Genomic DNA, 22,950 nt, shown 5'->3' with positions numbered 1-22,950 from the left:
AATAAAATCCTCTTTTCTAAGAGTTATTTTTCTTAAAAAAGAGGATTTCAACATAATCAAACTATCATTACAATAATACTAACCAATATCATCCAACTTGCTATTTTCCGGAGGTGTCACAATAGGTGGTGTTATAATCGGAGGATTGGGTGTAGGAATACCGGGAATGACAATACCGCCACCGCTGCTTGTTACATTTCTCAAATAATACAATTTTTCCTGCGTTCCCTTTTTTAACACCAATTTATCATCACTTTCGATTTTTTTATTATTTTCTTTGACATGCTCTTCATAAGCTTCTTTAATCACAATACTGTCATAATCGGAAGAATTTTTGATACTTGCGATAAATTCTTCTACTGTCGTATCTGTGGTCAATTCTTTTGTTCCGGAGATAATTTCACTTTTATTAAGCACTCCTATTTTGTATACCCCGCCAAAGTCAGGTTCTTTGATTTCTTCTTGAGGAGGTTCAACAGAAGCTTTTTCCACTACAATTGTGTATATTTGTGGAGGAGGTGTTACACTCAACCCTCCGGAATTTGAAGATTTCATCTCTACAAACAATCTATCTCCGTTTTTCAAAGGCTTGTCTGATGATTTTTCATCCCATCCGCTCTTCACAACAACTTTTTGGAATTTATCCTTATTTTTCATTTTTGATAAAAATTCCTGTACTGTCATCGTGTCCACAATCTTTGTATCTTTTGAAACAATTCTTCCTAAACCATACTGATTTTTTGAAATTGCAAAATCCTCTCCAAAGTCAGGTTCATTTTTCTCTTCTTGCGGCGGTTTCGGTTCTTCCGGAAGAGTCGGTGTTCCTGCCTTTTTAACCATCAAAGTATATCTCTTAGGATAACCACCCGTTGCAACAAGCAAATAATCTCCCTGTTCCAGTTTTTCGTCTTTTTTCTTCGGTTCATCGGCATTTCCGCTATTCAATTTTATACTCTTGAATTTATCCTTATTCACAATTAAATTCAGGAATTCTTCTACTGTTACATTCGTATCTAATTCTTTTTTGTCAGATACAATTTTTGTGCCGAAAGCTCCCTCACCATGCTCAACCTTGAAGGCATTGTCTTTGAATACCAACTCCAAAGGTTTTTTATCCAAGATAATCGTATATTCTGCCGTTTTTCCGCTTTCTGCTCTAACCAACAATTTATCCCCTGAAGCCAGTTTATCCGAGTCGATTTTCGATTGTTTGTTTTTATCTATCACAGAAAGTGTCTGTTTCGCATCTCCTTTTACGATATTGGATAAGAATTCTTCTACAGTCGTCTCTTCTGTAAGTTTTTTCAAACTGCTTTTTATCAATTTTGCATTATAAATAATTGTATAATATGCAATCTCTTTTTCATCTTTCTTTGAGCTGATATCTAAAACATCGGAGCCGGTCGCTTTTTGCACGGTAATGATATAATTTGCTTTTGTTCCGTCTTCTGCCGTCACCTCTAAGAAATCCAATTTTTCCAGTAAATCGGTTCCCTTTTTTTCTATCATTCCTTGAAGCTCTTTTTTCACAACCCTTAGTTGTTGATTTGGATGACCTTTTACAATTTTACTCAAAAATTCCTCTACTGTAACTCTCTCTGTAATTTGGAATATTTTCGATTGAATCAATCGCTGTTTTCCACGAATAATAATTAATAGCTCATCTTCTCCGGCTTGTTTTGTAGATTGAACGGAAGTATCACTGCTGATCGGTTTCGCATTTGCACCGACTTCAAACAATGTATAACTGTCATTTCGCGGAAAGGCTTGAATATGTGAGGTATACACAACATTGTCCTCAAGATATCGATATGCCTCTTCTAAAGAAACTTTACCATCATTATCCGTATCACCTACTACATTTCCATAGATTCCGGCAACCTGAGACAATACCTTGGTGAATTTTCCCACTTTTTCTTTCTTATCTTCAAATGAATATTCGTCTTCCGAACTTGCTGTCAACACCTTGTAGTCATTCGATGTCAAATAATGAATTGATTTTTCTTCTTGTTTTACAAATACTTTTTCGATATTTTCATTAAATTCCTTTGCATTTTTGGAGGAGTTTGGTGTAGGTGTCGTAATCGCATCCACCTTTTTGCCGATAAATCCCCCTGCGTTACAAGAATCGAATATCAATACCTTCATTCCGGGTACATCATCTAATGCTTCTCTGAGTTCATTTACACTAATCCACGCTTGTTTTTGTTCTTCCTTGTTCTCTTTCAAATCAGTAGTACAGATGTAACTTACTCCATCTATATTGTTTCCGTGTCCGGAATAGTATAGATAGCTGACATCATTGCTGTTTGCACCTTCAAAGGCTTCTTTTATTTTTGCCAAAAATTGTGCTTTGTCTACATTTTCTTCTACTGTAATTTTTTCAAACGGATTGGAAGAAATTTCTTGATTTTCAAAAACTTTTTTCATCAACACTTTATCGTTTTTCGGTCCCACCAAATTCAATTTTTCGTTACCGTAATCACTATTTGCAATAATCAAAGCTCGATATGTTTTTTTAGAATAATTTAATTTGATGATTCTTTCTTCTCTTTGATTTTCTTTTTGTGCAACGAGTTGATAACCGTCTTTTATTTCAGAAACAGAATTACCCTGCTTATCTAATACCTGAAGACTTGCTCCTTGCACCACTTCCAAAGCAGCTTTCAATTGTTCTGATGTTGTAACCTTTTCCGTAACTTCTATAAAGGTAGCTCCCAAATTCAATATTACATTACTGTCTTTGACAGAAATCAGAGATTGATTTGCTGAACCCTCAAACAAAATTTCATAAACTTTGACGGCAATTCCATCTTCTGCAGTAACTGCCAAATAATCTCCGCTTACCATATTTTCATAAGATTTGCGATAATCATAGATATGATTTTTATCCAATTTCCCGTTCAGAATATATTTTTTATCATACACTCTCAACACTTGTCTTTCATTTCCTTTATGAATATGTTTCATCAATTCCGATACTGTTGTGTTCTTCGTAATAGAACTGTTTCCGGAAGTGATTTTATCTCCTTGAATCGTATACTCGCTTGACACAATGCTTGTATCATTGCTCAACGGTTTCAATGCTTTTTTGATATGAATCAAAAATTTATCGCTTCTAAAATCAATTCCTACTCTTTTATCTCTATATTTTACAATAATCTGTTTTGTTCCAAATTCCGTATCTTTGTCGTTAACAACCAATTTGTTCAAGTATTCCTTTTTGATTGTAATTGTGTTTTGCTCTTTGTCAATCGACAGGTACTTTCTGTTGAATCGAATACGACCGTCTTCCAGTTTTTCAAGACTGTCATCTTTCCAATCTACCGGGAAAGGCTCAATGTCAACACAATTTTCTAAATCGATTTCATTTTTGCTTAATTCTTCTCCTTTGGCATTTCGTAAGCTTGTTATTTTGAATGTCATTCCGCTTTCAGGTGCTTTTCCTTGTGTAAATGTCAAGGTGCTGATCGGAGTTACTTCTCCGCCGGAATGATTCAAAACTTTAATTTTCAAAGTTGCTTTTGCATCCAACACTTTCTGTTGCAAGTCTGTAACGGAAATGATAACATCTTGTGTCAATGCAAACAGCGGTACCGAAACTGTATCCAAAAATTCTTTTTTTAGTGTAATGGTATCTCCATCAATTTCAAGATCTTGTGATTTTGCCTCACGGTACGAAATTTTAAGAGAAACGCCATCTTTTAGGTTTAATTCAGATGGTTGAACACTCTCTCCGCTTGCATTTTTTACTTCTGTTATTTTTATTCTTAAGCCTTCCTCAGGCGCAAAACTTTCTATAATGCTCGGCTCTGCTCCTTTTTCAAATTCCGCTTTCAGAGTAGAACTGTTTTCCACTTTCACATCAAACGATTTTTTGACGCCGGAAACATTATTTTTGTTATCTTGATACTCTATCTTAACTGTCGCAAATCGCAATATCTGATCCAGTAAGCTCTTGTTCAAAATAACTGTGTCTTGTTCATCGTTGACTGTAAAATCGGGCGATGTTTCATCATTTACAAACACTTTGATATTATTTGTCAAGTTAGACTGCTCTTTTGCTACTTTCTTTCCTTCTTTATCCTGAATATCCAAAATTTGAATTGCTAAAGAAGATACTGTTTTAAGCGGAATAGTTGTCATTTCAGGTTTTATTACAAAATTGGAGTAATCATTATCTCTGATTCTGATAATATGCACTTTTTCTTTGTCCACTTTTGCGTTGTTTTGTAGATTACAGTTCGGTAAATCGATTGTCAAATCATCCGTAATAGAAAGAGTTTGATTCAAAATTACCTTTCCGCTTCCCTCACCCACAATTCTTAATGATTTTACCGTCTTTTCTTTGATTTGTTCATTTGGCAAAATCAAGTCTTCATCATCATCTTTTACAATAATTAGCTCAGCATCTTGAAGTCTTGAATACGATTTATTAATTTCTTCTATCGGATTTCTAAAGTTATAATCATGACTCAGTTTGATTGGTGTACAATTCAAAACTCCTTCGTTCTTGTCATTGCTTTCTTTTTCTTCAATATTGTTCAAACGGGACAAATCTTGTAAGAATTTTTGTTGATTGCTATAATACTTGCCGTTGAATTTTACACCGCGAACTACTCCGATATATCCTACTGTCAAGCCCTCTTCATGCGCATCAGACTCTACTGTCTCTGAACTTAAAAAGCTTTTCTTTACCATAATCTTTTTGGAACCATAGCGAGAAATGGTGTTGTTTTTGATAGAAACTTCTTCTCCTTTTCCAAATAAAGCTGCTCCGATTCCATTTTGTCCGAGATTGTTCAAATTATTATTCTCAATAGAAACACTTGCTCTCTTTCCGGCACTGACTGAAATCCCGTTATATCCGTAATCCGAAATTTCATTATTTTTTATCTCAGTAAGTGTACCGTCTTCTGTCTGTGTCTTAATTGCAATCGCATAATTGCTGTAAAAAGTGCTGTTGTTTTCCGCACCCCACCCTTTGATGGTATTGTGATTGATTTTCAAATATCCTGAACCCACTTTAGATGTGATGATAATCGCATTTTTTGCAGAAACGGTACTGTTTCCGAAATCAAAGGTGTTGTTTGTAATTTCAAGATTAGAGATTTCTGATTTAACAGATGAAGATTGAGCAATCGCAGACTGATAGACCATGCTTTTCTTTTCTGTTTTTTCTAAATGAAAATTCAAACCGTCAATTTTTCTCGTATTCGCTTGTAAATCCAATCCTCCGCTGATTTCATTTCCTTTCAACCCCAGCACTGTTTCCGTTGTTTCAAACGGAGTATCTAATTTCACCTCTCCTACAAAAAGAGACACTCTTCCCTTTTCTTTTCCTTCCTCATATCCAATGAACTCTCCATCTTTACCTACATAGATTCCGCTGATTCCTTCCGGAACTTCTGCCAATGACGGACAATTCAAAACACCATCTTCCAGATACAAAAAGACTTTTGTATTGTCCTTAAAAATCTTTCCGATATAATATTGTTTCAATGTAGGATATTGTTTCTTCAAAAGGCTATGAATTTCTGCTTTTGTCATTTCCGGTTTCACATTGAAAACATAATAATTATTTTCAAGATGATACATAGACAGAGTCTCTTTTGGTTGTATAGAACCGCTTCCTCCGCCTGAAGAATCTCCCTTATCCTTCTGATTTGAATGATTTTCTTTTTTCGGCTCTTCTTTTTGATTGGTTGCGTCATTCTTATCTGAAAAAATTCCTTTGATATATTCATCAGTTTGATTCATTAACACAGCAGACTCTGCTCTTGTAATTTGTCGGGTCGGTTTGAATGTCCCATCCGGATATCCGGACATCAATTTTTTTGACATCACAAAAGCAACTGCCTCTTTTGCCCAAGGAGAAATTTCATCTTTTGGTAAAACGATGTTGCCTTCTATTTTTTCACCCTTTTTTTCCAATATTTTGGCAAGCAATACAGCTGATTCCTCACGAGTAATAGGTGCATTCGGTTTAAATGTTCCATCCGGATATCCGGCTATGTATCCCTCACCAACTGCTACACAAATGGCGTCGTAGCACCACAATTCTTTTGGAACATCTGTAAATTTTATTTCAGAAGAATTTTTTAGTCCGAATATCTTATTTAGCAAAGATACAAATTCTCCCCTTTTAGTGATTTGATTCGGTTTGAATGTTCCATCCGGATATCCGGATATTACGCCTTTGTGAACCAAACTCATAATTCCGTTTTCTTCCCAATTCCCTTTTTGTACATCGGTAAAAGTATTTGATACATTTATCGTATCCGCAAAACTGTACAACGGCAAGGCAGACACTGTTATAATCCCCGATAACAAAACCGCCATTGTTTTTGAAAAAATATAATTTCTTCTCATAAAAAATCTCCTTATCTATCCTGATGTTGAATTGAAAAATCAATACTCATTTTATACATAAAGAACATCCTTCCTACTTTTAATATTTAATATCACAAGAAAATGATAATCTTTATCTTGCATATTATATTATTTTTTTTACCCTTTTGCAAGTTTTTATGATGATAATCATATTTTTTCTCTACTACGTTAATCCGTTGAAAACAGTTAGCAAATGTTGAATATCATGATGATACCATACTGTTTATTTATCAAAAACAGGAGCACATGACAAAAGTTCATATCTAATAACATGGAAAATCTAACAGTTCATGTGCTCTATTGACTGAGGAATAAAAAAATGAATTGCTACCGAAACAAACCATTCGACACCAATTCATTACAATTTTTCTTATACAATATTACATGTTATAAAATTCCATCTAAGTCGGACGATTCCGGCATTTCTCCTGTCGCACAGAAGGAACACATGGAGTCGCTGTGTGTTTTTTGCCAAGTCGCATACTCTTCCATCAGTTGCTCTTCCATCATATCACCCTCACATTCGGGATGAAATTTGTGAATCCATTCTTTGAATGTCATTGTCATCAATCCCCCTTCTTTATTGATATCTTTACCCATTTTTTATCACAAACACAACAAAACCTAAGGTTTCTATTTTTAGATGGCTCACGGATGAAAAATATTATAACAAATCTGCTTTTTTCTAATGACAATATCTTTTATTCTCTTTTTTATATGCATCACATTATTGTCTTTTTCATAAGCATACCGTTTTTGTAAGCATACCATGTCTATCTTGCAAGTCTATCTTGGAACATGCGATGGACACTATAAATCAAGAATTTTTTCATAGTTGCCGACATCTATGTCTTTTCTTTCGACACACCATGCTTTCATCAGTTTTTTCAGGTCATCCTTATCCTCAACAAAGGTGCGATATAAGCTGTTATTCTCAGTAATTTCAAAAAAATAGCCGGATACATGGTCAGATTTGTTTTTTTGAAACAGTCTTCCAAACAATCCATGAGAGACATAGTTCGGTGTGCATTGAATATAATTGTAATTCGTTTCGTCCGAATCAAACCACACTGTGATGAAGGCATTTTCTCTATTGCTTGTTCCTCTTTCTGTACTGTCAAGGGTATCAATGGATTGTTCTATATTGTCCCAGTCACATACGGTATCGTCATGATGTTCCGTTCGATACTTCAATATTTCGATGCCTTTGCCGAAAATCGCATCATTGCTTTGGATATCATACACTCCCACCATGTATTCATCTGCGATACTCTTTACATATTCCAGTGCCTCATCCGAAACTTTGTATGAAAATGCACAATATACGCCATGCTCTCCCAAACTGTAATCCGTCAAATGATTCTCCGATTCTTCCGATGCATAAGCAATTTCATCAGGAGGCGCATATTCGCCGTTCATCGGTGGAAATTTTTCAAAGATTTTTTTCGCCCAACGAGAAATAATATCCGAACAACCGGTCAAAGAATCATAATCTTTATCCTCGCGATACTCTGTAAACTCTTCCTGATAAGAAAATACATCCAAAGAAGTTTTGATATTCTCTCTTCTCTCAAACACAAACAAATCAAAGCTCATATCTGATTCCTCCCATTGTAATCCATTGCTTTTATCATCATAAAGAACTCCAAATCATCCTACCTTTAATAGACAATGCCCTTTCCCATCATAATAACGATTGGAAGGAGTAGTAATCCGGTGGCAAGTACCGCATATTCCAATCTCAGCTCAAAGACGGTATGGTTTACTTCTTCGCGGTTCAAGTACTTTGCCAAACAGAAATTGATGACTGTAATTATAATGTGAAATAACAAGAGAGTAATATACTGCTCTTTGAAGGTCTTAAACAAATAAGGTGTCAGCTGACTGAGAAGAAATATTCCTCCAAAATAATCCAATACTACAATAATCAGTCCATATCCGCTAAATTGTATCATATTCCAACACCTCCTATTCCTTTTGATTCGATGACAACTTCCTACCTGTCATCTCATATCCTTCTCGTTCTGTAATTGTATCTTGTTTCATCCTATTGCATTACGATAAAATGATCATGTTTCGGTATGATGTGAAACAATCTCTCAAAACGTAAATGATACTTGTCACGATACAAAGAGAACAAATGAATCGCATAATAAACTAAATTTTTAGTCCCTTTTTATCAGTCATTCCTCTATCCATCAATTGCTTGGTCTTCTTTCATCAACATCAGTCCTGAAATCGCAACAAATGCTCCTATCAACTGAATCGGTCTCATCACTTCTCGTAAAATCAAAAAACTGAAGAAGAATGTGGCAACAGGGATAAAGTTCAAGCACAGTGCTGAAATTCCAACTCCGCAATGTTTGATTGCAAAGGTATAGCAGACTGTACATACTGCCGAACAAATCAGTGCTAAAAACAAAAAGTGAAGTATGATACCGGTAGTTATCTTGTCAATATAGAAGTAGTCCATCGGTAAGGCAGGAAGGAAAGCAAGACTTCCAATCAGACATTGATAGAAAGTCAGTACCAAACCGTCATATTTTTTTAGGAGAGGCTTGGTATTGATTAAGTAAGCAGACCAACTTAAATTGGATAAAAAAATGTAGAAATATCCTAATTTGTTCTGTCCGAACTGTACTCCTCCAATCACAAAATAGATTCCTACAATCGAAATAACCGCACTGATGACATTGCGACGCAACAGTTTTTGTTTCAAAAAGATACGATTTCCAATCAATGCCACAATCGGTAACATTGCCACCAAAATTGCAGCCTCATTGGCTCCGATTTTTTTAATGGCACTGTTTTCAAAATAAAAATAGACTGTAATACTGAACAATGCCGTCAATCCTACTTTTACCCAATCAGATGCTTCGAGTCGTAAGGACATTCCTTTTCCTTTCAATACAACAAAAAGAAGCACTGCTGAAAGTAAATATCGAAAGAACGGAAGATAAACAGGACCCATCGCATCCAAACAAATTTGGATGCTGACATAAGAACCTCCCCAAGCAACACAAGTAAATAGTAACAACATCAGTGCAAGCACTTTTTGGTTATCCTTCGGTTGCATATACTCACTCCCTCTTTTGAAATTTCTTTTTCAGACCGTACCTCTCCTAAACTTCTTCTTATTCAAACAATTCTATCTCTATCAAAAAACTCCTCTTTCCTGTGACGGTTCATCATACAGTTTTTGACACAAAAACAAGGTCGGCGCCATCTCATCCTGATTCAAAGGATTGATATGAATTACCTTGTATTGCTTGGAATCCAAGCTTTCAAAAAAAGCACACAAACTGCGATGCTCCTGCCCTCTGTCTTGTCCCAAATAACTGATGATGGACAACAATCCGTTGGGATTCAACAGTTTCAATGCTTTGTCCAAACAAATCAGTGTAGTGTTCGACTTCGTCATAATTTTATGGTCGGAATTGGGAAGATATCCCAAATTCCCAAACACAAAGTCCACTCTATCCACATGCCGATCGATATTGACATGGTTATCCGTAACAAATTCTATCTTGCTGTACTCTTCTTCGGAAAGTACTTTTTGCAACCTTTCTTTCGATACATCAATCGCTTGTTGCTGGATATCGATGGCAATCAATTTTTCCTGAATATAGGGAAGAAACTTTTGGACATCCAAGCCGTTCCCTAAGGTAATATCCACTGCCACTTTGACATCCGGCATATATTGTTCACATATCAACAGGGACAGCTCATTCAAGTTTGTAATATATCCCATGCGATTCCTCCTTTTTCGTCAACTGTATTATTCTTCAATCATTTTTCGGATATTGTAAGCAACGCTACTAATTCCTAACTTGTTTTCATCTGTACTATTCCGATAAGGAAGTATCCTTGTCCTTTTCGTCCTGTAACAAAACTTGAAGTGCCGTCAACAGAGTTCCACCCACTACATAGATGTCCGCAACATTGAACACATATCTCCAAATAATATGAAAATCGATAAAATCAACCACATAACCAAGCAACATGCGATCAATCAGGTTTCCGATCGCTCCTGCAATGATAACGGTTGCTGTCAATGTCATCCACTTGTTTGCATGTACCTTTTTGAGATAAACAAAAAACAGACCAATCAACAAGAATGTCATTATCACAAAAAAGAATTTTTGTCCTTGCAACATTCCAAATGCCGCCCCTCGATTCTCTACATAGCTGAATCGCAACACATGGGGAATCACTTGGATACTCGATTGTTGATACAATACGGTTCTTGCCCAGTACTTGCTCCCTTGATCGGCTATCAACAACACGACAAATAACACGATATAACCCATGACTTACTCCTATCCTCTTGGCAAAAATCCTATTTTCTTATGAACTTTTCTCAATGTTTTTCTTGCAATCGCCTCCGCTTTTTCTGCTCCTTCACGATAAACGGATTCCAAATAAGCTTTGTCGCTTAACAATTCTTTTGTTTTTTCTCGAACCGGTCGAAGTCCTTCCGCTACGATTTCTGCGGTATCCTGTTTGAAGTCTCCGTATCCTTTTCCGCCATATTTTGCAACGATTGATTCAATGCTTTCTCCTGTCATTTTGCTGTAAATTTCCAACAAGTTCTTGATTCCCGCCTGTTCGTCGTTGTATTGCACAATTCCGACAGAGTCTGTCACGGCTCGTTTTATTTTTTTGATAATCACATCATGCTCGTCTAACAGAGAAATGAATCCGTTTTCGTTGGCATCGGACTTGCTCATTTTTTTGTTCGGCTCCTGCAAGCTCATCACCCTTGCCGCAACTTTCGGAAAAAATCCTTCCGGTACAGGGAAGGTATCCGAATATCTGTGGTTGAATCGGTTTGCCAAATCTCTTGCCAACTCCAAATGCTGCTTTTGATCCGCTCCTACCGGCACCAAGTCTGTGCAGTAAAGCAAAATATCCGCCGCCATCAGAACAGGATAAGTGAATAGCCCTGCATTCAAATTATCGCTGTTCTTTTGAGATTTTTCTTTGTACTGTGTCATTCTGTTCAGTTCGCCCATATAGGTCATTGTGGAAAGCACCCAGCTCAATTCGGCATGTTCCGGTACATGAGATTGGATAAAAATCGTGCTTTTTTGCGGATCAATTCCAATCGCAAGGTATTGTGCCAACAACAACAACGCATTTTCTCTCAACTCCTTCGGATTTTGCGGTACCGTAATGGCATGCATATCCACAATCGAAAAAATACATTCATATTCATCCTGCAATGTTGTCCAATTGGACAATGCGCCCAAATAATTTCCTAAGGTAATTCTTCCGGAGGGTTGCACTCCGCTGAACAGTCTTTTCTTTTCCATGATAATCTCCTCTCTATCTATTCCACTGTTTTGTCTATTTGTTTTCACTCCAAAGTTCTCCGATATATTTTTCTACTTGTGCATCAGAGCCGTTGATTGCAATCCATTCATCGTCTATCTTGACAGCACACGGCACTGCTTGAATATAGATACAACGGGCTTTTCCGACTTCCTGCTTGTCCAAAACGGATTCCTTCAAGCGATAGAGCTTTTCTTCAAACAACAACTTATCCTCTTGATAAAATGAAATGGTAATCGGCGTTCCTGTTGTATTTTTTTCAAAATCTTCCCGATAACTTGACATCTTGTCTGTCGGTTTGCAATACTTTTTAACCTGATTGACAAGCCCTTTGTTATCCACTTGCACAACAGTTCCCTTCGGCGCTTTTATCTCAATGGAAGTAATTTTGTCATAGTGTGCATGTATCTTGTGAAAAGAATTTCCGCGATTCACACTGCATCGAGTAACCACAAAAGCCGTCCCTATGATAAGCATGGCAATCAGTGCCATTTTTTTTCGTAACATTGTATTCATCTTTTTCACCTTATATCTATTTTTTATTTCTACTTGTTTCCCATCACAAATCCTGTACTGTCAAAAGTATACCATAAAAACAAAAAAACTATGCTATTTTATCAAAAAATAACACAGCTTTTCCTGTTTTCAACCATCTATTATGTTCAAAATTAAGATGCGTGGGATTGATTCCACTTTCGTTGCACAAAAATACGGTACAGTTGTGTTCCAATTACGGATACCACCACAAACTCTCCTGCAGCAACGGATGCCATACTCATATAAATCGGAATTTGATACAATACAGTAAGCTCTATTCCGATGATGATTCCGTTTGCAATTGTCGGCAACAAAGATGCCCAATACACATTCTTACAATATCTCATAGGATAAATTGCAAGGAATGTCGCAAAAGAACCTACGAACACATCAATCGCACCAAGCGGACTGAAGAGATTTGCAATCACGCAACCCAACACCAATCCCGGCACAAACATCGGATTTGCAAATGCCAATAAGGTCATCACTTCCGAAAGTCGAAATTGTACCGCACCATAGCTAATCGGTTCCAAACTTATCGTAAGCACCGCATACAATGCCGCAATCATTGCGTTCCACACCAAAAGTTTCACATTCCATTTCATTCTGTTTCCTCCTCTTGTTTTTTTATAGAAATGGGTTACCAAGAAAACATTTCTTTCTACAAAGCAAGTTGTAGATTCCTACTTCTTTTCAAAAAAGATAGGCTACTCAGTATAGCCTATAAAAATATCTTTTGTCAAGTGATGCCGTTCACAAACTCTCACTCCTGTTAAAAAATCCTGCTCATCAAATCTCCCGTAGAAAAGCTATCAATCAAAAGGCTATCAATTGAAATGTAAAAAACACTCTTTTTTGACATTGGCATATGATACAAAACAGATCATACAAGCAAAAAAAGAGAGAGGTCTCCCTCTCCCTTCACTTTTCCTATCAAGTTGTATCACTCTCTTACAGAAAGTTGTTTGTTCTTATCGTTTAGTCTACCGCAATCGATCCTACCGTGGGATTCTTTTGAGGCAGTCTTTCCCAATACTTTTCATCAATTTGACGCAAAGCACCATCTTCATGCGAACTTACTTTATCATGAGAAATAGCATAGATGACATCATCGATATAAACCATTCCTGATATATTGTAATTGTAACCTCCGAATGTCAATTCTTTCGTTACATGAGAAATTTGTCCTTTTTTCTTCAATTCATACTTCGGAGAAATTTGGTAAAAATATGCTCCCTGAAAATCTACTGATCCTATACTTGATTTTCGTAAATCCGGCGTTGCTACTGTAATCGGAAAACCTAAATATTTTTTGGTCGGATGATATAACAACGCTTTATGTGTATATCCAAGGTCACTGTAAGTTCCCTGCTTTCCTATCAGCTGTTCGGAACATACAACCGGTTTTGAAACATTTGTCACATCAAAAATTGCCACTTTCACTCCATCATTTACAATTCTGTTTCTCTCCTGCTTCACAGAATATCCAAATCCCAATACATGGTTTTGGTCAATCGGATGAAGATAGGTGCTGTATCCCGGTAATTTAAGATATCCCATTACCTTCGGAGCTGTTGCTTTTTTCAAATCTATGACAAAAAACGGATCGACTTCCTTAAATGTGACAAGATAAGCTCTATCCTGCATAAAACGAACAGAATAAATTCTCTCTCCCCTTGCCAAACCGTTCAACGAACTTACCAAATTCATCTTTGAATCAAAAACGGCAATCCCGTTGCCTCCGTTGCGTTCTGATGTGAAGGCAACACGCAAAAATCCATCGTGTTCATCCAATGCAAACTGATTCAACAATGTTCCCTTGATTCGATTTGAACCGATATAAGTTGCTTTTGTTCCTTGCAATCGGAAACGATTTAAAAACGTATATGGTTCCCAATAAAACGGATATCCTTTTGGCTGAATGTTAGATTTTTTAGCAGAATCCTTTGCCAAAGTCTCCTCCGTACGAGGATATCCTGTATAAGAGATGACCAAATCATTTTGAGATAAATACAGTTCTTCTCCATTGCCGATATAGGAGATTTGTTCTGCACTCCGGTTGGTTGCCACATCAAAACTTGTCATAGTGACCATATTAGAAGTATAGTTTCCCGGAAATACGATTATCTTATCGTATCTCGCAACATTATGAGGTGCTTTTGTACCATTCAATTCTTCCTTCAAAATTCCTATATCCCTTTGAGGAGATTTTGTATCTTCCGCCATCGGCATACTTACAAACGGTGCATTTTGTGTTACCACATGAACCACTTTACCATTTTTTCTGGAAGATAGATAATATCCTTGTTGCACCAACTCTCTTATTTTTTTCGGCTGTTCGATATTGGTCACATCATATACCAATGTCACTGTTCCTCCATAAGGTGTCACAGAGTCTATATGAGGGTCATAGTAATTCGGATTATAAAAGTCGCCTATGACAATCAATTTTTTTTGATCGACATACAACTCCATCGGAATCACATTCTCCGGTAAAACAAGTGTTTTTTGGATAGATAACTTTCCTTTTTCCGCCTTTGTAATCATAACGGAATCATCAGAAATATAATAGATGTATTGTCCGTCCGTTTTTATCACATGACCTTCTTCTACGCCTTCCACTTGATGATTTGTTTCACTATAATCACGTTTCTCTTTAGCAGGTGTCGCCGCACCAGCTTCCTCCTCTATAGCAAGCATTCCGTCTTTTAATCCGTAATCCATCGTACGGTAGTACTGTGAAAGATGGGTCTGCAACTCTTTTGCGTTTTGTTCGTTATCTAAATAAAAAACTTCCTTTGTGTTCTTCAGCGTATAGTCCTTCGGATTCAAGTTAATCTTCATTTTAATTTCTTCATTTTCGCCATAGAGCGGCAAAATCAAATAGGTATTAGGGCTTTTTTGATTCAAAAAGTAAGGTAATACCTTTCCATCCAAATTAGTGAACACAATCTTGTCTCTTATCTTATCATCAGACTTATTCAGTTGAATTTCCATTGTTTCATAGATATTTACCTGCTTTGTATCAGTTGACTTCTTTCCATAGGCAAATGCCGTTGTGCAACATATAATACTTGCAATCAGGACCATTATCATTGTAGAAACCAGTCTTTTCTTCATGGTGTTTCCTCCTTTTTTGATACTGTAAAAAAATAACCTTCAAAAAGTTCCTCTCATTAAAAATAAATTTGTGTAATTACCTTATCACACTCTGAACATTCAACCTCATACTTTGCATTTTGCTCTGATAAGTAATACCATTATACCATATTCCTACATTTTTTCAAATTTCTGCAAAGTGCCATAATTCAAAGCGTTCTACAATCAATTTGATTTGCTGTTATTTGTAGTGTGAAATGGTGTAACTCCGGCATAAGGCACTCGTGATACAAACCAAATGTATTGTTATACTATTCTCCGTTTAAAATGCCGGGTATGCAAAATGTACAATTGCTGAAAAATAATTTGGAGAATCATATAGTTCAAAGCATTCAACCTGTCAGTTCTAATAGTTAATAGCATTGCTTGTACAAACGAAATTGAAACAACGATGATCAGTCAGTCCAACCAATCATCCCATTAAAATGACTCCTTTTATTTGCAAAAAAGACACTCTCTTGTTGTCTGCTTTTACAACAAAAAATTTTAAAAAAATAAGAAGATTTTGTGCAATGATGCCTTTAAATAGAAAACGACCAACAAATGAGCAGTTCTACTCTTGTGTGGTTGTTTTCTCCTGGCGAATCAAATTATCTTTCTCTCTTTTTTAGTAAAAGTACATAACCGATATTTATTTATTTCTTTCTTAACTGTATGGTGTTTGCTCTACCATTGCGGTTGTTATCAAGAATATTCAGCGAAAAAACTTGACAGAAACTCTCACTGAACGAATGGATAGACGGGATTGTTAAATATATGTAAGTAGTGCCATCCCCATATTTTCAGGGTAGGCATTATTAGCGGTTCAGTCTTTATTTACAATTGCATTGTACATTATCTCAATTATGCGAGGAGCATACTTTGTGTATGCTATATCCCAAGTCTCGAAATCTGCAAACGAATAAACAATTCCATCATCCTCAAAATAGTATTCATACAGATTTCTGTGTGTCATAATATTACGGATTTTTCGAATACCATCTTGACTGTTAAGAAACACCTCTTCTTCTGAAGTTATTAGAGCATTCTCAAGCATCCATTTTATATCCGATACTACATTTTCATCATCAGATTCCTTTAATAACTTACAGAGAAGTTCAAAAATATTAAACAAAAGTAAAAACGCAGCATAGCTATTGCCCTCCTCATGTAATTGTACCGAAATACGAATCTGTTCACCATAGAATGCAGAATAACACCATATGCAATCTAAATAATGTGTCATTTCTTTTTCTTTCTCTTGTTCTTTGCATTAGTAAATGTTCCGTTTAGTTTTTCCTCACGCAGCTTCATCATATAGTTGAATGCAAGATTATGGATTTCATCACTATCAAGAAATTCCAAAGTTGTAACTGCTGCGTAATGATTCAAATACTTTTTGCATTCACGGAAATAGTCAGTAATTCCCTCGTTGTTTGATAGTTCTTCTTTAAAATCTTTAATTGCCGTCAGCACACCACGTATACGGTCAAAATTCATACGATTGAAGGTATCCATGACATCGGTACATATTGTCTGATTTGTAAAAAGAATTTCGGTTAAAGCATAGTGGTTACTTCCGTTGCAATCATAAGTGAGATATCCATACCACCAAAGACGAGACAACGCATTATCATTTAGAAGACTACCGGGAGTTGTAACAAAGTACCTGTTTTTAATGGTATTTGAGCGTTCTTCCTGCATCCAACGATCTTGAATATAACCTCTATATTCAGGAATAACATGACAAAGATATGTCCACATATACTTATTTGATGCTTGCAAGGGTGTAAGGTTACGGAAAGCTTCATATATGAGCCTTGTGTTAACCAAATCCTCCTGAGATTTTTGAGCATCATCTTTTTTTCCAGAAGTATATGAAGGCTTAAACCTTCCGACATCTACAGATGATGTTTTGAAATATCCATCGGAACTACCGAAATAAGTAGGCAGCCAGTCTTCGTTGGAAGAGTAATTGTCAGCATTTTGCGGGATCTCGTGGAGGAGTTTTTCATAGGCTTCTTCTGTAAAATATCCTAAAAGCATTAATCAACACCTCCTATCATTTGTGTTTCACCGCTATTCATTTCACTGTCTAAAGTATCCTTAAAACTCTTAAGAGCATCGAGAGCAATATCTCCGAGCATATCGTTTGCAAGTGTAGTTGGATAACCTTCATAACTACGCAGGTCGATTCCTTTTGCATCTGCTTTATGATCTATTGCTCTAAACCAGCGCTTACCACTGTATCCGGTTCCGTCATCTGACTCGCCACCGTTCTGGTAGTGACTAATTACATATCCGACAGCTTCAACTAAAACCGGGTAAACAATTACTCCTGCTGCATATCTTCTCAAAACACCATTATTAAAATCTTTGAATTTGTAATACAAATCATATAATTCATTTTTGAGAAAAATCTGAATCTTCTCATCCTCAAAATTGGGAACGACATCTGATTCCTGATTATCATGTCTACTGATATCGAAGATAGAAGAAATGGGCTTTTCAAGTTCTGTGTCATCTACATAAATTGAACGCCTATCCTCTGTTGCCAAAATATCTCCTTTGCGAATCTCAAAGCTGACACCTCCGAAGTACATATCATTAAATTCACCATCACAGCGGAAATTATCGATATTATGAGTAGCAATAACAGAGCCGATAATATCCATTTTAGTAACTACGGAAAATTTCGGCACAAATATCGGCATTTCTGTAGACCCTACCGGAAATTTGAAAAGCTTGCTATATGATGCTGCACTACTTTTGACACTGATTACTACCACAGCATCTCCGGAATCAATCAAAGTCTGTAATCCGTTGCAAACAAGAGAATACTTCATTGGGATAACTATATTTTCACTGTCTACAATAATTTCATTTTCATCAAATGCAGTACAGAAACTACAACCTTCAATATAATCATCACGTCCCAATGCTAACACAGGATTCGGAAATTCGTCCTTGATTTCTTTCATTTCTTAACCACCTCCGTTAAATGAACACTGAGTTTCATTTTTTCCTTCTTTACAAATTTTACGAAGAACATTGCTGTGGTATCAACCTCAACCTTCACAGGTCCAGCCTTTCCACCGGCAATTTTTATACGCTTCCCGTTATAGGTAAAGGATTCCATTTCAAGGATATCAGAACGACTGTCCTCACCTACCGCGAAGCACTCTACATATAGATTTTCATAAGTTTCGGCAGGCTTAATTACAATCTTATAGAGTCCTTGAGAACAACTGATAGGGAACGCTCTCTGTGCCGTAAGATTAGGAGTATTTACAGTCTTTATACCATTTCCGGGAGTAGCACCAGGCTGTGGATTCGGATCATCCGGGTCAGGAGTAACAGGCTTCGGAGGACGAGGCTTCGGAGGCATCGGATTGGGATTATGAGTATGGTTGCGTACATCCCCTTCTTGCTCAGCTCCTTCTTCTTGCACCGCACTCTGTGTGGCAGTACCTCGTTGTGTGCGATTTGTTATGATTTTACCAATTTTGATTTTGACTTTCAGGATGTCTTCACCTTCAGAATGAGCGCCAAGACCATCAATATCGTCAGGAATATATTCACCAATACCTGCCGCATCTATAGTATCCTCGGTGACAATTTCGAATTGATCCTTCAAAAGGTTCAGTACAAAAGTATCAATTTCCTGTATGGATCGTTTTGCAAGCGTTCGCTTTTCTTTGTCAGAAGATTCAATTTGTTTGTAATCCCATTTGTTATGTCTGGGTGGTTCGGTATCCTTTAATAGTTCTCCGAGTTTCTGACCACGAACGATTACAACCGCCGCATAATGCTGGAAAATCCTCTTGAAGTATGTACCGACAAGCATTCCTGTTGCTCTGAAATTGGCAATAGTACGTTTATAACTGCTATCAGACTTAATATAGACCTCTACATCATCCGGTTCTAATACTTCAAGAAATTCCTTGCAATCAGGTGTGGTAAACGCCTTATATAGCTGCGTTGTGGCAATCATCTCTTGGTTGTTTGACAAATCAAAGAAAAGACGTGACAGAGTATCTGCATTAATCATGTGATGTTCGGTAGAATCTTTTAATTCCACAATGAGTCTACCTTCACTGATAGCAACAAAAAAATTCTTGAGAACAGCATTTGTTATATTCTTTACCCAATCTTTTGACTGTGTAAAACCGACAATAATTACATCCGTTCCTCTTTCGGTACGGGTAAAGCAGTCACGGAATGCATTAGTGTCGGTATCAAAGATGGGTTTCCATATTTCGTTTTCCTCATCGTTATTCTGATATTTTCCGACACGCTGTGTGGGTTTTCCGTCAGAGTTCAGAAGAGTGGCAAGACGAGCAACACCGATAAAAGCACTTTCATTGTCTTCGGCAAGTGTGTTATAGAAAACCATACTAAGCGAAGAGCATGCAAAAGGTGCATTTTTCCCGATTCCGTATGAACCCGCACTGTTTTCGTCACTTTTAACGGAAATACCATCCGATCCGGTCAAGGCTTCCCACGAAGATGACAGCTTTCCGCTATGGCTTCCGCTTAATCCTTTGGTATGGTAGTCACTTGCAATCAATACGGGAATGGTTTCCTGCTGTAGAGTCGTTTCGGCTCCGGTGACAAAACGAGACAGCTTGGCATCCATTTCATCACCCCAATAGTTGCGACAGCCCTTAAGACATTCTCCGTATTCAGAAAAAACATCGTATTGAGCCATATTAATTTGTCTGAATTCAAATACAACTTTTACGGGAGCATCAGTAGTCTCAAGATGTGCGTCAAGGGAGTTCTGACAAATCTCTCTTGTGAGATTATCAAAAAGTTCCTGCCCCTTGAAAACTTCAATATCATTATTAGTATATCCTTGCCGGGTTCCACCTGAGAGAGGAGGAAAACGCCAACTAATGTGTGTCATTCACAGTCACCTCTTTATCTATTCTAGTGTGAATCTTTCTTCATTAACAGAATCACTACCATTGTATTTTGCCTTTGTGTTTTTAAGTTCACGTTCGATAGCAGCAAAAATTTTTTTAACATCTGCGTCAGTATATTCATAGTTCACTGTGTTGGAACAATTTCCGAGAAGTTTCAGCATATCAATAATTTTATTTGTACGAACTTCTGCAAGTCTTACAAAACGTTCACGTTTGGTTTCATTCTTTGCCATAATGTGCCCTCCGTATGAAAAATATAAATCTATTTCTAAAATGTAATAAGACATACAAAAATGTGTAATTCTGTTATATATAATAACAATTTTTCTATATATTCATCAATATATTTTTTAAATATAAATAATATTTTAAAAATATAGTAACTATTGCACATTTAAAATATCCTTTAATATTAAACACTATTTTAAAATATAGACATAGTGTACGCGTCTAAAAAAGAGAAGAGAATAAAATATAATAGCATTAATAAACAAGATTTTTTATTATTTTTTTGGAATATCCCCAAGAACTGTGAAACAATCAACCATAAATTCCGCCATGGTTTCTATCACCGGAATAGTAACCGAATTTCCAAACTGTTTGTATTGCTGTGCAACGGAAACTTCAGACGGAAATGAAAAATGATCAACACCTTCTTCATCAAGAAATGCATAATTAATAAAACCTTGTAATTTACCCCATTCTCGAGGTGTCATAACTCGAATACCTCTATTATTTAATGCTGTTCTTTTGGGAGGTATAGTCATTCCCGCAATACCTTCCTGGGGATCATAAATCAAATTACGTTCCTTTCCGGAACCACCAGTAGCCATTATTGTATTCGCTACAGGGTGTTCAATACCAGGCTCATTAACAACACGGTATCCGAATCCGTTTCCCTTTTTACGCTCTCGCTCTCTGTGACGAACGAGTGTGTTAAAATAACCCGAAGACATATAGTATTTTGGCTCGGCTCGGAACTCAAGAAGCGAATTCAAATCTTCATACAAATACCTGTTTTTTTCTGTAGGAAGTAAATTTCCAATTCCAAGGAGTGTATCCGCACCATAGAGTTGACGATTAAATGCCATAATGTACGTACGTGGACGATTTTGAGGAATACCGAAATTACGAGAATTTCTAATAAAATCTTTCCCATTATAAATGAGTTCACCGATATCATTATAAGTGACCCCTATAACCTTGTAGTTTAAGAGTTCTTCCAAAGTATGTATTATGACACGAAAAGTATTTCCTTTATCGTGTCGAACAAGATTATCTACATTTTCAAGAAATATAGCTCTTGGACGTGTCCGTTGGATGATTTCTGCAATATGATTAAAAACAACACCATTCTGTTCATTGTTAAAGCCTTCTTCCAATCCTGCTCGACTGAATGTTTGGCAAGGAAATCCTGCAAGCAGAACATCATAGTGCAGCCCCTCTAATGCGGTTTTGAATTCTTCACTTGTCAAGTCATTATCAGCATCTTCGCCGTATAAATGCTGATATGTTAAGCAAGCATAACGATCGATTTCTGCAGCCACCAAGTTTTTAAAATGGCCTGTCAATTCAAAACCTTTCCGAATGCCGCCAATTCCAGCACATAAATCAATTGTTGTAAACAGCATAAATCATCTCTCCCTAAATGCAGATTCAACGATATCGGCACAAGTAGTCACGTTTTTTTTAATGTCATTCCCCCAGAATCTAAGGACGAGCCATCCTTGCGATTGTAGGTGTTCGTTAACTTCCACATCGCGCTGCATATTTCTTTCGATTTTAGAAATCCAAAATTCTTGATTGCTCTTGATTTCTTTCTTTTTTTCAGCCCAGTTGTAGCCGTGCCAAAACTCGCTATCGACAAACACTGCAATTTTCTTTCCTATAAATGCAATGTCAGGCTTTCCGAAAATAGTCTTCACATTCTTTCTATAGTACAAATTACGAGACCGGAGTTCTCTGCGAAGAAGTAATTCAATTTCAGAATCTTTGTTTTTGACACGGCGCATATTGAAACTGATTTGTTCTTTGGTCTTTTTACTCATTATTCTTACCAATCCGTTCTGATAGGTCAATTTAGAATGAATCCTCGACAGAAGATACCAATATAACTCTTATTGATCTACATTCAAAAAAAGAAGATTCCATATGACAAGGTGTCTTTTTGCATATTTCTGATGACAGGGTGTACAATTTATTTTCTTGCTCAGGTGTACGGGTTAATATGAAAATAATTTTTTCAACAACGCGCCTTACTGACGAACATTTTCCCGTTTTTCATACTAATTGACAATCATGCTGCTCCGATTAATTGCTTTAGCTAATTGCTCTTGAGTCAAAATCGGAGTTTGATTTTTTCTTAATGACCGCAAATACGCACTGAAAGATTGGTCATTCATATTATCTACTCCAAAAAATAAATATGTGAGTTCACCCACATATTTTAATGCATACCAAATAGAAAGTCAACTGAATGGTTATAGACGCAAAAAAGTAGCTACAATACTACTTTTTTGTTTAAGTAATTTGATTTTTATTTTCATATTGCCACAAAGAATACAATCTCTAAATCGGGAAACTGCTTATTCAAACAATCTTATTTGTTCTTTTCCCTGTT

General features: G+C 36.5%; 18 protein-coding genes. All 18 read right to left on the bottom strand.

Annotation, left to right across the window (positions count from 1 at the left end; all coding sequences use genetic code 11):
- Positions 1-78 precede the first annotated feature (78 nt).
- A complete protein-coding gene (locus HMPREF0389_RS00295) occupies positions 79-6,372 on the bottom strand; it encodes an S-layer homology domain-containing protein (protein WP_014261739.1) in 6,294 nt (2,097 codons plus the stop codon).
- A 408-nt stretch (positions 6,373-6,780) separates the two neighbouring features.
- Positions 6,781-6,954, bottom strand: a complete 174-nt coding sequence (locus HMPREF0389_RS00285; protein WP_156775212.1) for a hypothetical protein — start codon at positions 6,952-6,954, stop codon at positions 6,781-6,783.
- 249 nt (positions 6,955-7,203) lie between these two features.
- Entirely contained in the window at positions 7,204-7,989 is a 786-nt protein-coding gene (locus HMPREF0389_RS00280) for a hypothetical protein (protein ID WP_014261737.1), read from the bottom strand.
- A gap of 65 nt (positions 7,990-8,054) precedes the next feature.
- Positions 8,055-8,348 carry a hypothetical protein gene (locus tag HMPREF0389_RS00275; RefSeq protein WP_014261736.1) on the bottom strand — a complete coding sequence of 98 codons (294 nt, stop codon included), beginning with the start codon at positions 8,346-8,348 and terminating at the stop codon, positions 8,055-8,057.
- Positions 8,349-8,584: 236 nt separating this feature from the next.
- On the bottom strand, positions 8,585-9,469 hold the full coding sequence (locus tag HMPREF0389_RS00270; RefSeq protein ID WP_014261735.1) for a DMT family transporter: 885 nt from the start codon (positions 9,467-9,469) through the stop codon (positions 8,585-8,587).
- An 81-nt stretch (positions 9,470-9,550) separates the two neighbouring features.
- Positions 9,551-10,144, bottom strand: a complete 594-nt coding sequence (locus HMPREF0389_RS00265) for a tRNA (mnm(5)s(2)U34)-methyltransferase (RefSeq protein WP_014261734.1) — start codon at positions 10,142-10,144, stop codon at positions 9,551-9,553.
- 94 nt (positions 10,145-10,238) lie between these two features.
- Positions 10,239-10,703 carry a signal peptidase II gene (gene lspA / locus HMPREF0389_RS00260; RefSeq protein WP_014261733.1) on the bottom strand — a complete coding sequence of 155 codons (465 nt, stop codon included), beginning with the start codon at positions 10,701-10,703 and terminating at the stop codon, positions 10,239-10,241.
- Positions 10,704-10,712: 9 nt separating this feature from the next.
- Entirely contained in the window at positions 10,713-11,708 is a 996-nt protein-coding gene (trpS, locus tag HMPREF0389_RS00255) for a tryptophan--tRNA ligase (protein WP_014261732.1), read from the bottom strand.
- Positions 11,709-11,742: 34 nt separating this feature from the next.
- Positions 11,743-12,243: a hypothetical protein gene (locus HMPREF0389_RS00250; RefSeq protein ID WP_041250726.1), complete on the bottom strand. Its 501-nt coding sequence runs from the start codon at positions 12,241-12,243 to the stop codon at positions 11,743-11,745.
- Between the two features lie 152 nt (positions 12,244-12,395).
- On the bottom strand, positions 12,396-12,869 hold the full coding sequence (locus HMPREF0389_RS00245; protein WP_014261730.1) for a QueT transporter family protein: 474 nt from the start codon (positions 12,867-12,869) through the stop codon (positions 12,396-12,398).
- A 373-nt stretch (positions 12,870-13,242) separates the two neighbouring features.
- Positions 13,243-15,384, bottom strand: a complete 2,142-nt coding sequence (locus HMPREF0389_RS00240; RefSeq protein WP_014261729.1) for a beta-propeller domain-containing protein — start codon at positions 15,382-15,384, stop codon at positions 13,243-13,245.
- Positions 15,385-16,228: 844 nt separating this feature from the next.
- Positions 16,229-16,648 (bottom strand): hypothetical protein, encoded by a 420-nt coding sequence (locus tag HMPREF0389_RS00235; protein ID WP_014261728.1) that lies wholly within the window; start codon positions 16,646-16,648, stop codon positions 16,229-16,231.
- Positions 16,645-17,448 carry a DUF6339 family protein gene (locus HMPREF0389_RS00230; RefSeq protein ID WP_014261727.1) on the bottom strand — a complete coding sequence of 268 codons (804 nt, stop codon included), beginning with the start codon at positions 17,446-17,448 and terminating at the stop codon, positions 16,645-16,647. The genes HMPREF0389_RS00235 and HMPREF0389_RS00230 overlap by 4 nt, the downstream gene beginning before the upstream one ends.
- Positions 17,448-18,383, bottom strand: coding sequence for a hypothetical protein (locus tag HMPREF0389_RS00225; protein WP_014261726.1), 936 nt, complete (start codon positions 18,381-18,383; stop codon positions 17,448-17,450). The genes HMPREF0389_RS00230 and HMPREF0389_RS00225 overlap by 1 nt, the downstream gene beginning before the upstream one ends.
- Positions 18,380-20,311, bottom strand: coding sequence for a hypothetical protein (locus HMPREF0389_RS00220; protein WP_014261725.1), 1,932 nt, complete (start codon positions 20,309-20,311; stop codon positions 18,380-18,382). Before HMPREF0389_RS00220 ends, HMPREF0389_RS00225 begins: the two co-directional genes overlap by 4 nt.
- An 18-nt stretch (positions 20,312-20,329) precedes the next feature.
- Complete coding sequence (locus HMPREF0389_RS00215; protein WP_014261724.1) at positions 20,330-20,563, bottom strand: hypothetical protein; 234 nt, start codon at positions 20,561-20,563, stop codon at positions 20,330-20,332.
- Positions 20,564-20,833: 270 nt separating this feature from the next.
- The gene (gene dcm / locus HMPREF0389_RS00210) at positions 20,834-21,961 is read right to left on the bottom strand and encodes a DNA (cytosine-5-)-methyltransferase (protein WP_014261723.1); all 1,128 of its coding nucleotides are present in this window, start codon (positions 21,959-21,961) and stop codon (positions 20,834-20,836) included.
- Between the two features lie 3 nt (positions 21,962-21,964).
- Positions 21,965-22,408 (bottom strand): very short patch repair endonuclease, encoded by a 444-nt coding sequence (locus tag HMPREF0389_RS00205; protein ID WP_014261722.1) that lies wholly within the window; start codon positions 22,406-22,408, stop codon positions 21,965-21,967.
- Positions 22,409-22,950: the final 542 nt, after the last annotated feature.

Source organism: Filifactor alocis ATCC 35896 (genome assembly GCF_000163895.2).
Taxonomy (GTDB): Bacteria; Bacillota; Clostridia; order Peptostreptococcales; family Filifactoraceae; genus Filifactor; species Filifactor alocis.
This window is presented reverse-complemented; position numbering and strand designations above follow the sequence as displayed.